Below are 14,576 nucleotides of genomic sequence, written 5' to 3' on the forward strand. Positions count from 1 at the left end.
TGGTTCCCGCTTTTCCGCGGATTTTGCGAGGCTGGCTCAATGACGCCAAGGGCTCGACGCGCTTTCCTGCGCTCCCGGCACGCGGAGCAACATGCGCATGTGACCAATGTCGAACTCTTTTTCGATTTGGTTTTCGTCTTCGCGATCACGCAGCTGTCCCATTCCTTATTGACGACCCTGACGGTCCAAGGCGCGATCCAGACGTTGCTGTTGTTTTTGGCGGTCTGGTGGGCGTGGATTTACACCGCCTGGGTCACCAATTGGCTCGACCCGGACAGGACACCGGTTCGGCTCCTCTTGTTTGCAATGATGCTGGCCGGGTTGATGCTTTCGGCGTCGATCCCGGAGGCCTTTGGGGCTAAGGGCATCTACTTCGCCACGGCTTATGTATCCATGCAGGTCGGGCGTTCGGTCTTCATGCTGTGGGCGCTTGGCGATTCCAATCCGGGCAATACGCGCAATTTCCAGCGGATTACCTCATGGTTGGTGCTTTCCGGGGCGATCTGGATTATCGGCGCCAGCGTTGATGACGGCGCGAGGCTCACCCTTTGGACTTTGGCCTTGAGCCTCGAATATGTCTCGCCCTCGCTGGGATTCTGGACGCCTTGGCTCGGTCGCTCGACGAGCGGCGACTGGGATGTGGAGGGCGGACATATGGCGGAGAGATGTTCGCTGTTCATCATTATTGCGCTTGGCGAATCCGTTTTGGTCGCTGGAGCGGCGTTCGCCGGCTTGGCGTGGACCCCCGAAGCGATTGCCGCGTTTTTGGCCGCATTGGTCGGCAGTATCGCCATGTGGTGGCTTTACTTCGACACCGGCGCGCAGCGAGGCAGCGAGGTGATCGCCACCTCCGAAAACCCAGGGCGGCTGGCCCGACTGGTCTACACTTACATCCATTTATTGATCGTTGCCGGGATTATCGTTGCGGCGGTTGCCGACAATCTCGTGCTCATCCACCCGAGCGGAGTTTCAGAACCGGGAGTCATCGCAGCCATTCTCGGCGGGCCGGCAATTTATCTTCTCGGAAATCTGTTTTTCAAACGGGCCATTTGCGGTCGTCCGCCGCTGTCGCACATCGCCGGGCTCTTGATGCTTGTCCCTCTTGTTCCGGTGGCGTCGACGCTTGCGCCCTTGGCCCTTGGCACGCTAACAACACTGGTTCTCGTCATTGTTGCCGCTTGGGAATGGATTTCGCTGCGCCGCAGGCCGAAATCCGGTGCATCGGAAATTTTGTCTTGCTAATCGCCTGCGCACTTTTGGGAGGACCTGTTTGGTGAGCGTGCAGACATTCGAGGTCAGCGAGGATGAAGAAGGGATGCGGCTGGACCGATGGTTCAAGCGGCGCATGCCCATGCTATCCTTGTCGCATCTGAACAAGATCGTCCGCACAGGCGAGGTGCGTGTCGATGGTGCGCGGGTCAAGACGGCGACTCGCCTCGCAAAGGGCCAGAGCGTCCGCGTGCCGCCCTTGAAGCTTGAGGCGGCGGTTGCGCCGCCGCGCCCGGAAATTTCGCCAGCCGATCAAGGCGCTTTGCGCGACATGATCCTGTATGAAGACCGTGATCTGATGGTCCTCAACAAGCCTTTTGGGCTTGCCGTGCAGGGCGGATCGGGAACAACACGGCACATCGACGGGATGCTCGCTTCCATGCCGAACGAACGGGGCGACCGGCCGATGCTGGTGCATCGTCTCGATCGGGATACCTCGGGCGTATTGCTTGTCGCCAAAACAAGGGCTGTCGCCGCCGATCTCGGCGAAATATTCCGCTCGCGTCAGGCCAGAAAAATTTATTGGGCCCTCGTCGAAGGCGTTCCCAAGCCAGCGCAAGGCCGCATTTCCCTCTATTTGGCGAAGGGCCCCGGAATGGAGGATGCCCGGCCGGCCCGGCACAATCCACAAGCGCGCGGGCAATTGGAAAAAATGCGGGTCGCCCAACATGGCGACGAAGACGCCCGCCATTCCGTGACCTATTACGCGATTGTCGACAAAGTGGCGTCGCGCTTGGCTTGGCTTTCGCTCAAACCCATCACCGGCCGCACCCATCAATTGCGTGCCCATGCAGAGGCCATCGGCCATCCCATCATCGGCGATCCGAAGTACGGCACAAAGCCGGTAAACGATCCGCGCCGCAGCGATCCGTTGCGCTCAATTCCTGACGCGGTCGAACGCAAGCTGCATCTCTTGGCGCGCCGTCTGATCCTGCCACATCCCCGAGGCGGGACGCTCGACGTCACGGCGCCCTTGCCGCCACATATGCAGAGTTCGTTCGACTTGTTCGGTTTTGACGTGAAGGGCTATGACCCGATTGAGGACGCACCCGAGTAAGCTCGACAGACCTCAATATTTGGCGACCACCGGCGCGGGCACATCGCCGAACCTGTAGGAAGCCTGGACAAACGCGCCATAACGCGATGACGTGAATCTCTCCGGCGAAGGAGGACTACCCGGGAAATTGGTGGAGCCGTGCTGCGCAAAGAACTGCCAGTAGCGGCCTCCGATCCCGACATCGACCCGTTCCGTGAGCGCATAAGACAAAATGGATTCAAACTGGTAGCCGTTGAAGCCATGGCCTCTTTCGTTCAGCGGGTTGATATTCGCCCGAAGCCAGTGATTGTCCTTTCCATTGAAGGACATGTAAGGCAGCCACACGGCTTCGGCCTGCCACTTCAGCCGGTCGGTAAGAAAAATATCGCCGCCGATCCCGACACGCGCGGCTTGCCAATGCTCGGTCTCGCTCAGTGTCAAGGCATTCGCAGGCGCATTTCCTGGAGGCGCGCAAATGACGCCGCCGGAAATCTGGTTGCAACCAAAGGCGTTCATGCGTTGCGCATAATAATGGTAGCCAAGGAAGCCTTCAAGCTTCCAGCCTTCGCCGCGCAAGAAGGAGTAGCCAACATCGGCGCTCGCATAGAAATCGCGCCCATTTTTCGTTGAGCTGATCGTGTTTGAGTATGGAACCTCTGCCGGCGGAAAATCCTCGTCGTTCATGTGGCTGCCCAAGAGGTCGATGCCACCGACGTAGCCCTTGGCGAAGACGCCGGAAATGTGATCGGTGCGCGCGAAGCTCTCCAGCGAAATGCCGGTCTGACCGACCCAGGTCAAGCGAGAATTAAGTTGAGCTTGGTTGAATGGGTCGAACAGATTTTTGTGGAAGCGCCCATTTGAGAAGCCGACACGGCCGCCGAATTCTCCGGTGAGGTCGCCCACGAATGCGGGAGCGGGGGCCGACAAATCCGCGCCTTCGCCGGCGAACCGGTAATTCAAACCGAATTTGGCGAGATGTTGATCGCGGTTGATCAGAAAACTGCTGAAGCCGGGGAAAAGCGGAATCGCGAAGCTGACCGTTCGCGTACCGAAATTATAATAGTCATATTCGGCCTTCGCCGACCAATTTCCGCCGAGTGCGTATTCGAGTCCCGCGCCGAGCGTCCAGCCGTAGCGGCCAGCACTTTGCTGCGCGGGAGTCAACGGAGCGAAGACCGGATTGATCACATCATATTGCTCGTTGGCGAAGGCCCCGCCGGCCTTGGCGTAAAATAATGCTCGTCCGGCCGCGTAACCGATTCGGCCGGTGATGCTCGCCATCACATTGGTACGGGCATGGCAGGGGTCACCGGTGCCGCCGAATGCTACGGTCGCGCCGCAGACGGTATTACCATCCAGAGGGCCGCCCGAGACATCACCCTCAATGCCGAGAACCATGGCGCCGGATTGGCGATTATAGCCAAATTGCAGGCCGCCGAAGAGGCCTTCCTGCGGGCCCCGGCCGGAGACGTCCGAAGGCGGTCGCGTGAAATAACCAGTGGGGTGGCTCCAGACTGCTGAACCCTTGGCGAGACCGCCATGAATGCCGGCATAGAAACCATCCCAGTTCACGCCGACAGCGACGAAGACAGGAGTTGCCGGTAGGTCGGCCGCCTTGGTGATTTGCGGGAAAAAGGCAACCACCAACGTTGAGAGCGAGCTAAGCAATGCTCTTGAAATGCATTTTGCCAACATGTTCGGGGTCTCCGAAAATGCTTAAATTGATAAATAATGAATTCATATATTGATCGTTAAAGGCAAGTTTTAAGCGCTCTCAGGCGGCTCAATTGCTGCCTGTATGGCAAACGAGCCACAGGCCGCGCGGCAAGGATTCATTTTTCCTTGGGGGCGTCGTAGCAGGCGTTGGGCAGGCTCGGCACATTGAATCGGATCGGCTCACCGCATTTGTCGCAACCAGCAAGGAACAGAGACCCGAAGAGAAGACCTGCCAAGGCAAGCGCAATCCGTCGCATATGTCGTCTCCCCAATTTGGGCCGCTCTCAGCATGATCCGCGAAGCTGACTATCTCGCGATAAAGGCCATGTGCAAACAAAGACTTTACGGCGCCATAAAAGCTCAGCGAACGGAAGCTCTAGCATGCTCGCTGGCTTCTTGCCATGCAGGCCAGAACCTAAGCGGTGATCCCCGCGATTTTGATCGCCAGATGCTCCGGTCCCCGCAGGGATGCGCCCCGGCGATAGGGTGGCGGATCGACCACGAGGCTTGGGTCGATCAGTCTCTTGGCGAGGGCGACAAGCGCTGCTTCGGCTTCGATCCTGGCCAGAGGGGCGCCGATGCAATAATGAACGCCGCCGCCAAAGCCAAAATGCTGGTTGTCGACTCGATCGGGATCGAAGCGGTCTGGGTTCGCAAAGCGATTCGGATCTCGGCTGCCCGAGGCAAACAAAAGGACTAGGGGCGCCCCTTCTGGAATCATCGTTCCGGCAATGTCGATGGCGCCAAGCGTCTTGCGGGTGCGGAAATGGACGGGCGGCTCGTAGCGGAGCAGCTCCTCGACGAGGCGCGGCGCAAGGCCCGGATCCTGGCGTAATCGCTCCAAATAGGGGCGATGGCGCAAGAGCGTGAGCATCCCGTTGGTGATCAGATTGACAGTGGTCTCATGCCCGGCCACCAGAAGAAGGACAGCCGTGGCGATGAGATCATATTTGCCCATTCGACCGAGCTTTTTGTCCCTATACGTTGCCAGGCCGGACAAAAGATCATCGGTTGGGCGTTTGCGTTTCGCCCTGATGAGAGCGCCGAGATAGTCTGTGATCGCGTCGTAATCGGCGATGACTTTGAGAAGGTCCTCCTCGCTGGTCAATTGATCTGGATCGAGGACCCCGGCCAGTGTCGAGGCCCAGCCCTGAAACTTCTGCTCGTCCTCGCGCGGCACACCCAAAAGTTCGCAGATGACGGTAACCGGGAGCGGATAGGAAAAATCGCCGACGAGGTCGATTTCATTTCGCCCCTGCATTTTGCCAATCAAGTCTTCGACGATCGCGCTGATTTGGCCATGCATGGAGTGAACGCGTTCCGGGCCGAATTGACCGACGATGAGCCGGCGCAGGAAATCATGATCAGGAGGATCGCGAAAAATCAACGGCCGGTGATTTTCAATGATCCAGTCCTTAATCTTGTTCGTGATGAAGTCCTTGATCGGATTGCCGGTCTTTGCATGCTGCGGTTTTGGAAGATTGTCCGAACTCACCCTCGGGTCGTAAAGCAGGCCGCGAATTTCCTTAAAGGTGCTGACGACATAAGTCCCGTCGCTTTGACGTGAAATGGGCGTTTCGCGCAGGCGCGCATACAGAGGATAGGGATCGGCACGATTGATCGGGTCGAGGACTTCCGCGAACAGAGTCTGGTTCGTACTTTCCCTGACAAGCGTCTCTACCATCTTTTCGCTATGCTCCAGCGAGGCTTGAAGGAAAGCCGGGCGCCATGGTGATGAGGTCGGGCTGGTCAGAGCCCCCTTGGAGCGGCGCAAAAAGGGCACGCTCGGCGATGCGCTGCGCATAGGCCGGAAGCCAGCGCGCAGAATTGAACGAAAACGCCGCAATGCTTCGTTGCTCGCGCCCGAAGAGGGCAACGAACCGGCGTTCCTTGCGGCTGCCCTGCACGAACATCAGTCGGTCGGCGAAATCGGCAAGGCCGACCGATTTGATATTGATGCCGAACTGGCTTGACCAGAAGGCGGGCAGATAGACGTAGGGGTGTTGGTTGCCCGGCGGCGCCAGCATGTTATGCGCGCAAACGCCGGCCTGTTCCACCGCATTTCCCCAATGTTCGAGCGATACAATTCTGTCGTCATAGAGAGGATGCGGCCAGCGTGCGACATCGCCGGCGGCAAAAATATCCGCGGCGACCGTGCCATCCTCGTGCAGAGCGCGGCAAAATTTATCGCAGATGACGCCAAGCCCGCTGGATTGGAGCTTTGCATCCCGCAGCCATTCAATGTTGCGGAGGGCGCCGGTGGCGATCACGACGAGATCGGTGTCGATTATGGTCTTATCGGAGAGTTCGGCGCGGCGAACCCGGCCCTTGCCGTCGCCTTCGAGATGAGTGACCATGGAACCGCCGCGCCATTCGACATTTTGTTCCAGCATGATCGCGCCCAAAATCGCGCCGAGCGCGGAACCCATGACGCCGGCGAGCGGTGCCGGATAGGGATCGACGAGAGTGACCGGGAGCCCGAGGTCGCAGCAACACGACGCGATCTCGCAACCGTTGAAGCCTGCGCCGACGATTAGCACGCGGCGTGGCTTTCGGTCGAACGCGGACCGAAGCGCTTGTGCGTCGTCCCGAGTACGGAGGGTAAAAATGCCTGCGAGCCGCGCTTCTTCAAGATACGGCCAGGGCCGCGCCCGCGCGCCGGTCGCAATCAGGAGCTTGTCGAATCCGAGGCGCTCTCCATCGTCGAGTGTGACCTCGCGCGCATTGGGATCGAGACCGATGGCCGCTTTGCCTAACCGCCATTCGGCATCGAGGCGAAACAAATTGGGCAGATCGAGATGGTCGGTGTTCAGCGTGCCGGTCAGAACGCTTTTGGAAAGCGGCGGCCTGTCGTAAGGCCGATGCGGTTCGTCACCGATGATCGTGAGCTTGCCGCGAAAGCCATTTCTTCGAAGCGCCTCGGCTCCGCGCAGGCCCGCCAGCGAGGCGCCGACGATCAAAATATGCGCGCGTTCCCCGGCGTCGCTCACCTCTCCAAAACCTCTGCATCTTCTATATCGATACTGATCGCCTGGACCGGACAAGCGTGGATCGCGCGCAGAATATCGTCGCGGACCTCAGCCGGGGGTGCCGGATCGTAAACAAGGATTTCATCGCCGACGAGCTTGAAGCTCGAGGGCGCCGCAAAACAACATTGGGCATAGGCCAAGCAGCGGTTCAAATCGACAATGATTTTCATGGGCACCCTTCAGCACGCTTCGTGAGACTAGATCGTGGCAATCTGACGAAAGCCTGATCCCACGCTGCGTCCCCCCAGGGTGGCTGCATCCGCTTCCACAATTTCAACGCTCTCCACCCATGCGTGTGCGGGGCCGCGCCAACATGCCGCGCAAAGCGCTTCGACGGCGTCGCGTGGCCCGGCAAACAGAGCTTCGACTTCGCCGTTCGAGCGATTTCTGACCCAACCTTCGATCCCACGCGCATTGGCCTCCTTTTCGGTCCAGGCGCGAAAGCCCACGCCTTGGACTCTGCCGCCAATCCTCACGCGCACGATCCATTTCGCGCCGGTCATGCTCAATTCTTTCTTTTTGCGGGATCGGCCGGGGCACCGGCAAATTGGACGCCGCGCGCCTCGCTCCCGAAACCGGTCAGGATCGCAAGTGTCACGCAAACAATCGTGGCGACGCCGGCAAGCGCGAAAGCGTAATTGCCGCCATTGGCTTGCGCTATGGCCGCTTGAAGAGTGGCGTTCGCGGAGGCCAGTAAATTACCGAGCTGATAGGCGAAGCCGGGGAAGGTGCCGCGTAGCTCTTCCGGCGATAGCTCATTGAGATGGGCGGGAACGACGCCCCAAGCGCCTTGCACCGCGAACTGCATGAAGAAAGCACCGGCCGCCAGGGCGATCGGGCCTGTTCCATAGGCCCAGAAAGGAATGACTGGGAGAGTCGAGAGCGCCGCGATCACGATTGCCCGCCGCCGGCCAATATGCTCCGAGAGCGCTCCGAATAGGATTCCCCCGAGGATGGCACCGACATTGTAGATGATTGCAATCAAACCGACGGTTTGCGGCGAGAAATGATGTTGCACTTGCAGGAAGGTGGGATAGAGGTCCTGCGTCCCGTGGCTCAGGAAAGTAAAAGCCGTCATCATCACAACGACATAGAAAAAGCGTCCGGCATGGACCCGCAGCCGTTGCGGCGGCGGTACCAAGGTTGCCGTGAGAGGTTGCGCCGTACGCGCCAAGAATGCCGGCGACTCCTCAACCTTGGCTCGAATATAAACGACGAGGAGCGCGGGGAGGGCACCGACCATAAAGAGGCCGCGCCAGCCGACGAATTGAAAGAGAAAGAAATAAGCGATCGCGGCGAGAAGATAGCCGCTTGGATAGCCGGCCTGCAGGATCCCGGACACAAATCCGCGCGTTTGCGGGGGAATCGTTTCCATTGCAAGCGCCGCCCCAACGCCCCATTCGCCGCCCATCGCCACGCCGAAGGCAAGCCGCAGGATCAAGAAGACCGAGAGAGTCGGCGCCAGCCCGGAGGCAAATTCCAGGGCCGTGAAAAGCAGAATATCGATCATCAGGGTCGTGCGGCGCCCATAGCGATCGGCCGCCAGTCCGAACAAGAGCGCTCCGAAGGGTCTCGCCGCCAGCGTCAGGAAAATTGCGAAAGTGACCGTCGTGACGTCGGTTCCGAATGTTTGCGCGACATCCTTCAGCACAAACACGAGGATGAAGAAATCGAAGGCGTCGAGGGTCCAGCCGAGGTAGCTAGCCAGGACAGCGTTGCGCTGTGTGGGCGAGAGCGAACGAAGCGCGTTCAGCATATTTGCCTCGAAGGTCGCCTATGTCGAAGATCTCGCGGGTCAACCTGCCATATATTTTTGCAATCTGCTCGAAAAAATCGCGGCACTTCCAGATCACCGCTTATACGGCGATATTATCGATAAGCCGGGTTTTCCCAAGTTTGACGGCGGCAAGAAGCCGGATCGGCCCTTCCACGCGTGAGGCGATGGGGGCCAGGCTCTCTGCATGGCGTGCTTCAACATAATCGATGAGAAAGCCAGCAGCCGCTACTTCAGCCCGAGCGGTCTCAAGCGCGGTTGTAAGGTCTCCACCTCGGCGGATCTCCAAAGAACAGCGTTTGAGTGCGGCATGGAGTGTTGGCGCCAATGCACGCTCTTGCGCTGACAAATAGACATTTCGCGAGGACAGTGCGAGCCCATCGCTTTCGCGAATGGTCGGCACGCCCAAAATCATGGTCTCGAAATCGAGGTCTCGCGCCATTCGCGTTACAACTTTGAGCTGCTGATAATCCTTTTCGCCAAAGATCGCGACATCGGGCCGACAGAGGTTGAGCAGTTTCGCCACGATTGTTGCGACGGCGGAGAAATGCGTTGGCCGAAAGCGGTCTTCGAGCCCGACCGTCGCGGGGCCGGTCATGCTGAGCAGTGTTGCGAAATCTGCGGGGTAGATGTCCGGGATGCTCGGCGCGAAGACCAGATCGCCTTGGGCCGCCGCAAATTTTTCTGCATCGGCCTCAAGGCTGCGCGGATATGAGCCGAAATCTTCAGATGGGGCAAATTGCGTGGGGTTAACGAAAATCGACATGACCACGCGGTGCGCGTGACGCTTGGCGTGAAGTGCCAGTGAAATATGGCCCTCATGAAGGGCGCCCATCGTCGGCACGAGCGCGATTGTTTGACCGGCTCGCCGCCAGTCTGCAACTTTTGATCGCAAGCTGGCCACGTCATTGACAATGGCCGGGCGAGCCGCGGATAGGTTCATGCTCTGCCTCATGCTAAACATCCGCCACGGCGCCTAAAAGCTTGGCGCTGCGGTCTGGACCCGCTTTTGTCATTTTCGTCACGCTTTGGCTACGGGTCAGCCCTGCAACCGGGGGATGAGGTTCGCTTGCCCGGTAGACTTCATGCCAAGGTCCGGTTATCCCAATCCGCAGTTCTCACTGAAAGCCGGTTTCATGGTCGATTCCATCACGCCGGATTTGGCGTCGAGCGCGCTCCTGTATCATCGCTCGCCAAGGCCCGGCAAGCTTGAGGTCGTGGCGACCAAGCCGCTTGGCACGCAGCACGATCTTGCGCTGGCATACTCGCCCGGCGTCGCTGCGGCTTGTCTGACGATTGCCGCAGATCCCGCCACAGCGGCCGAATTGACCGTGCGGCAAAATCTCGTCGCCGTCATCACCAACGGGACCGCTGTCCTGGGGCTTGGCAACATCGGTCCCCTTGCGGGCAAGCCCGTGATGGAGGGCAAGGCGGTTCTGTTCAAGAAGTTCGCCGGGATCGACGTGTTCGATATCGAGGTCGCGGAGAATGATGTCGACCGACTGGTCGATATCGTTGCCGCGTTGGAGCCGACGTTTGGCGGGATCAATCTTGAGGACATCAAGGCGCCGGAGTGTTTCGAGGTCGAACGCAAGCTCCGCGCGCGCATGTCGATTCCGGTGTTTCACGACGATCAGCATGGGACCGCGATCATCGTCGGCGCCGCGATTCTCAACGCCCTGGAACTTTCCGGTAAATCCATTGACACCATCAAGATCGTCACTTCGGGCGCCGGCGCGGCCGCCCTGGCCTGCCTCGATTTTTTGGTGACCCTTGGGGCAAAGCCGGAAAATATTTTTGTGACCGATATCGAGGGCGTCGTCTACCGCGGCCGTAAGGCTTTAATGAATGAACGCATGGCCATTTATGCGCGGGACACCAATGCCCGTATGCTCAAGGATGTCATTGGCGGGACCGATGTGTTTCTTGGGCTTTCGGCGGGCGGTGTTTTGACGCAAGAGATGGTCAAGGAGATGGGCCCAAGACCGCTCATCATGGCGCTTGCAAATCCAAACCCCGAAATCGAACCGGCCGCGGCCTTCGAGGCGCGACCGGACGCGATGATTTGCACCGGGCGCTCGGACTATCCCAATCAAGTCAACAACGTGCTGTGCTTTCCTTATATTTTTCGTGGCGCTCTCGATGTGAGTGCCTCCGCCATCAATGAAGAGATGAAACTTGCGGCGGCGCGGGCCATCGCGCAATTGGCGCATGAGCCGCCCTCCGATGTCGTTGGCAAGGCCTATGGGGGCGAGCCTCGGCATTATGGCAAGGACAGTCTCATTCCTTCGCCCTTCGATCCGCGCCTCATTCTGCGGATTGCACCAGCCGTCGCAAAGGCGGCGATGGAGACGGGCGTCGCAAAGAAGCCGATTACCGATTTTGCCGCCTATGAAGAAACGCTCTCGCGTTTTGTGTTCCGTTCCGGCTTTATCATGAAGCCGGTGATGCATGCCGCCAAGGCTTGCCCAAAACGAGTAATCTATGCGGAAGGAGAGGACGAGCGGGTACTTCGCGCGGTCCAAACCGTCGTCGAGGAGGGGATTGCGAAGCCCATTCTGATCGGGCGGCCGGAGGTGATCGCGACCCGCCTCGAGCGGTTCGGCCTGTCGGTGAGACCGGGACGGGATTTTGAACTCATCGACCCCAATGACGATCCGCGTTATCGGGATTATGTCGCAACCCTTCTCGACGCGGCCGGGCGCCGCGGCATAACCCCTGCCAGCGCGCGAACCTTGGCACGGACCAATTCGACGGTGATCGCAGCGATCGCGGTCAAACGGGGCGATGCCGATGCGATGCTCTGTGGGCTCGACGCCCGCTTTGATTCGAGGCTGCGTTATATCAGGGACATTATCGGGCTTGTTCCGGGGACCACCGATTTCTCGGCGATGAGCCTGATGATCACCAACAAGGGTGCGTTTTTCCTCGCCGACACCCATGTCCGTCGCGACCCGTCCGCCGAGGAGGTCGCCGAAATGACCTTGATGTGCGCTTGTCACGTTCGAAGATTTGGCCTCGAGCCAAAAATCGCCCTGGTCTCCCATTCGGATTTCGGCTCGGACGATGCGCCGTCCGCAAAGAAAATGCGCCGGGCTCTGGCCATTGTGCGCGAACGCGCGCCGGATCTCGAAGTCGATGGAGAGATGCAGGCTGCCACGGCCCTGTCGCAAGCTGTCCGTGATGGAATCCTGCCTTCATCGCGACTGAAAGGCGTAGCAAATGTGCTTATCATGCCCAATCTTGAGGCAGCTAATATTGCCTACGCCATGACCGAGATGATGGCCGATGCTTTGCCGATTGGCCCGATCCTGATCGGAGCCGCCAAACCAGCCCATATTCTGACGCATTCTGTGACGACGCGGGGTGTCGTCAACATGACGGCTGTTTCCGTTGCCGATGCGCAGGACGAAAATCGAGCCGTCGTGACGCCACCAATTGGCCTTGCGGGAATGTTTGACTCTTGACTCAAGTGCTTACAATTTAACGTGCCGACCTAACGCGGTTTGAACATTGCTTTTTTGTTCCTGATGCGTTGATATATCGAGAGCATTGGGTCGTCCTTGCGAGCCGGACGCAGTTTGGGGTGTTTGTTGCACATGACATCAAAAAAAGTGGCTTTGATCACCGGAATCACGGGTCAGGATGGGGCTCTGCTCGCCGAGCTTCTTCTGTCCAAGGATTATACGGTCCACGGCGTGAAGCGACGGTCGTCGTTGATCAACACCGACCGGGTCGATCATTTGTACCATGATCCGCACGAGGCCGATGTCAATTTCCTGTTGCATTACGGCGACCTCACGGATTCGACCAACCTCATTCGCATTGTTCAGGAAGTTCAGCCGGACGAGATCTACAATCTTGCCGCGCAAAGTCACGTTCAGGTGAGTTTCGAAACGCCGGAATATACCGCCAATTCCGATGCGCTCGGTACGCTTCGTCTTCTCGAAGCCATCCGAATTTTGGGGCTAAGCCAGAAAACGCGTTTCTATCAGGCGTCGACTTCGGAGCTTTACGGCAAGGTGCAGGCCATTCCGCAAGATGAGGTAACGCCGTTTTATCCGCGCTCGCCCTATGCAGCCGCCAAGCTCTATGCCTATTGGATTACGATCAACTATCGTGAAGCCTATGGGATGCATGCGTCGAACGGCATTTTGTTCAACCATGAAGGACCAACCCGTGCCGAGACATTTGTGACGCGAAAGATCACGCGGGCCGTCGCGGCCATTCATCTAGGCATTCAAGACAAGCTCTTCTTGGGAAACCTCGATGCCAAACGCGATTGGGGTCACGCTCGCGATTACGTCGACGGCATGTGGCGCATCCTGCAGCAGGCAGAGCCCGACGATTATGTCCTCGCCACCGGCGAGGCTCACACCGTGCGCGAATTTGTCGAGCGGGCCTTTGCCGAAATCGGTGTCGAGATTGGCTGGAAGGGCACCGGTGTCGAGGAGCGCGGCTTCGATGCAAAAAATGGCCGGAGCCTCGTCGAGATCGATCCGCGTTACTTCCGTCCCACGGAGGTCGATCTTCTTCTGGGGGATCCGAGCAAGGCATTCAAAAAGCTCGGCTGGAAGCACTCGACGACGTTTCCGCAGCTCGTGGCGGAAATGGTCGCGAGCGACCTGGTCGTAATGAAGAAACGTGGCCGCGTTTGAGGAGATTTCATGACTAATCTCTTGGCCGGCTTGGGAGCCAAGCCGCGAATTTGGGTCGCGGGTCATCGCGGCATGGTTGGCTCGGCTATTCTGCGCCGTCTCGCAGGGGAGGACGTGGATGTCCTCACCGTCGACCGCAAGGATGTCGATCTCCGCGAACAGGAACCGGTTCGGCAATTCGTCGCACGCACCAGGCCGGACGCGATTATCTTGGCGGCTGCGACGGTCGGCGGAATTCTGGCCAATGATTCATATCCTGCGGATTTCCTCTTCGACAATCTTGCCATCGAGACAAATGTCATCCACGCCGCGCATCTGGCGGGAGTCGAAAGGCTGATTTTTCTCGGCTCGTCCTGCATCTATCCGAAATTCGCGCCCCAGCCGATCAAGGAAGAATCGCTTTTGACCGGCGCCCTCGAGCCGACCAACCAATGGTATGCGATCGCAAAGATCGCAGGACTGAAAATGTGTCAGGCCTATCGCAAGCAGCATGGGCGCAATTACATCTCGATCATGCCATGCAACCTTTACGGGCGTAACGATAATTTCGATCTCGAGACCGCCCATGTTCTGCCCGCACTGGTTCGTAAATTTCACACGGCCAAGATGTCCGGTAAAAGGGACGTCGTTGTTTGGGGTACCGGTACGCCGTTGCGGGAATTTCTTTATGTTGACGATCTGGCCGATGCCGTGGTGTTCCTGATGGATCGTTACGACAGCGCCGAACCGATCAATTGCGGCGCGGGGTCCGACGTTACGATTCGCACGCTTGCCGAGACGATTAGCCGGGTTGTCGGATTTGAAGGCAGTCTCGTCTTCGACCCGGCAAAGCCCGACGGCACGCCCCGAAAAATCATGGATTCAAGCCGTTTGGCAGCCCTGGGCTGGCGGCCGAAAACCAGCCTTGAAGCGGGCATTTCCGAAGTCTACCGATGGTTTGTCAGCACCCAAAGCGAACTTGCAGACACCTGACAAGCAAGTCTTCGAGGAGCGGACCCCAGGTTTGACCATTCGCCGTGACTTGCAAATAGCTTTGCTGTATCAAGGCTCCCGGTTTAAACCTGGGCCAAGACAAGCCTGAAATCTCCGGCTTG

General features: G+C 58.7%; 12 protein-coding genes. 5 read left to right on the top strand and 7 right to left on the bottom strand.

The genetic code is table 11. From position 1 onward, the window contains the following. Positions 1 to 39: 39 nt before the first annotated feature. Together CU048_14695 and CU048_14700 are read left to right on the top strand one after the other, a co-directional pair. Positions 40 to 1,242, top strand: a complete 1,203-nt coding sequence (locus tag CU048_14695) for a hypothetical protein (GenBank protein QBR72319.1) — start codon at positions 40 to 42, stop codon at positions 1,240 to 1,242. Between the two features lie 31 nt (positions 1,243 to 1,273). Further along, positions 1,274 to 2,326, top strand: a complete 1,053-nt coding sequence (locus tag CU048_14700; protein QBR72320.1) for a hypothetical protein — start codon at positions 1,274 to 1,276, stop codon at positions 2,324 to 2,326. 12 nt (positions 2,327 to 2,338) lie between these two features. On the opposite strand, the gene CU048_14705 is transcribed toward CU048_14700, so the two are convergent. The 7 genes from CU048_14705 to CU048_14735 form a co-directional block, all read right to left on the bottom strand. Further along, on the bottom strand, positions 2,339 to 4,000 hold the full coding sequence (locus CU048_14705; protein ID QBR72321.1) for a hypothetical protein: 1,662 nt from the start codon (positions 3,998 to 4,000) through the stop codon (positions 2,339 to 2,341). Positions 4,001 to 4,436: 436 nt separating this feature from the next. Next, a complete protein-coding gene (locus tag CU048_14710) occupies positions 4,437 to 5,705 on the bottom strand; it encodes a cytochrome P450 (protein ID QBR72322.1) in 1,269 nt (422 codons plus the stop codon). 7 nt (positions 5,706 to 5,712) lie between these two features. After that, complete coding sequence (locus CU048_14715) at positions 5,713 to 7,011, bottom strand: FAD-dependent oxidoreductase (GenBank protein QBR72323.1); 1,299 nt, start codon at positions 7,009 to 7,011, stop codon at positions 5,713 to 5,715. Continuing rightward, positions 7,008 to 7,220, bottom strand: a complete 213-nt coding sequence (locus CU048_14720) for a ferredoxin (protein ID QBR72324.1) — start codon at positions 7,218 to 7,220, stop codon at positions 7,008 to 7,010. The genes CU048_14715 and CU048_14720 overlap by 4 nt, the downstream gene beginning before the upstream one ends. 27 nt (positions 7,221 to 7,247) lie before the next feature. Beyond that, positions 7,248 to 7,553 (bottom strand): acylphosphatase, encoded by a 306-nt coding sequence (locus CU048_14725; protein ID QBR72325.1) that lies wholly within the window; start codon positions 7,551 to 7,553, stop codon positions 7,248 to 7,250. A gap of 2 nt (positions 7,554 to 7,555) precedes the next feature. After that, positions 7,556 to 8,806 (bottom strand): MFS transporter, encoded by a 1,251-nt coding sequence (locus CU048_14730; protein ID QBR72326.1) that lies wholly within the window; start codon positions 8,804 to 8,806, stop codon positions 7,556 to 7,558. A gap of 100 nt (positions 8,807 to 8,906) precedes the next feature. Further along, complete coding sequence (locus CU048_14735; protein QBR72327.1) at positions 8,907 to 9,767, bottom strand: pantoate--beta-alanine ligase; 861 nt, start codon at positions 9,765 to 9,767, stop codon at positions 8,907 to 8,909. A gap of 193 nt (positions 9,768 to 9,960) precedes the next feature. On the opposite strand from CU048_14735, the gene CU048_14740 reads away from it, so the two are divergent. From CU048_14740 to CU048_14750, 3 genes are all read left to right on the top strand, one after another. Then, a complete protein-coding gene (locus CU048_14740) occupies positions 9,961 to 12,291 on the top strand; it encodes an NADP-dependent malic enzyme (GenBank protein ID QBR72963.1) in 2,331 nt (776 codons plus the stop codon). Positions 12,292 to 12,423: 132 nt separating this feature from the next. Further along, the gene (gmd, locus tag CU048_14745) at positions 12,424 to 13,482 is read left to right on the top strand and encodes a GDP-mannose 4,6-dehydratase (protein ID QBR72328.1); all 1,059 of its coding nucleotides are present in this window, start codon (positions 12,424 to 12,426) and stop codon (positions 13,480 to 13,482) included. A 9-nt stretch (positions 13,483 to 13,491) separates the two neighbouring features. After that, complete coding sequence (locus CU048_14750) at positions 13,492 to 14,454, top strand: GDP-fucose synthetase (protein ID QBR72329.1); 963 nt, start codon at positions 13,492 to 13,494, stop codon at positions 14,452 to 14,454. The last annotated feature ends 122 nt before the right edge of the window (positions 14,455 to 14,576 follow it).

This window comes from Beijerinckiaceae bacterium, assembly GCA_004564215.1.
Taxonomy (GTDB): domain Bacteria; phylum Pseudomonadota; class Alphaproteobacteria; order Rhizobiales; family Beijerinckiaceae; genus Methylocapsa.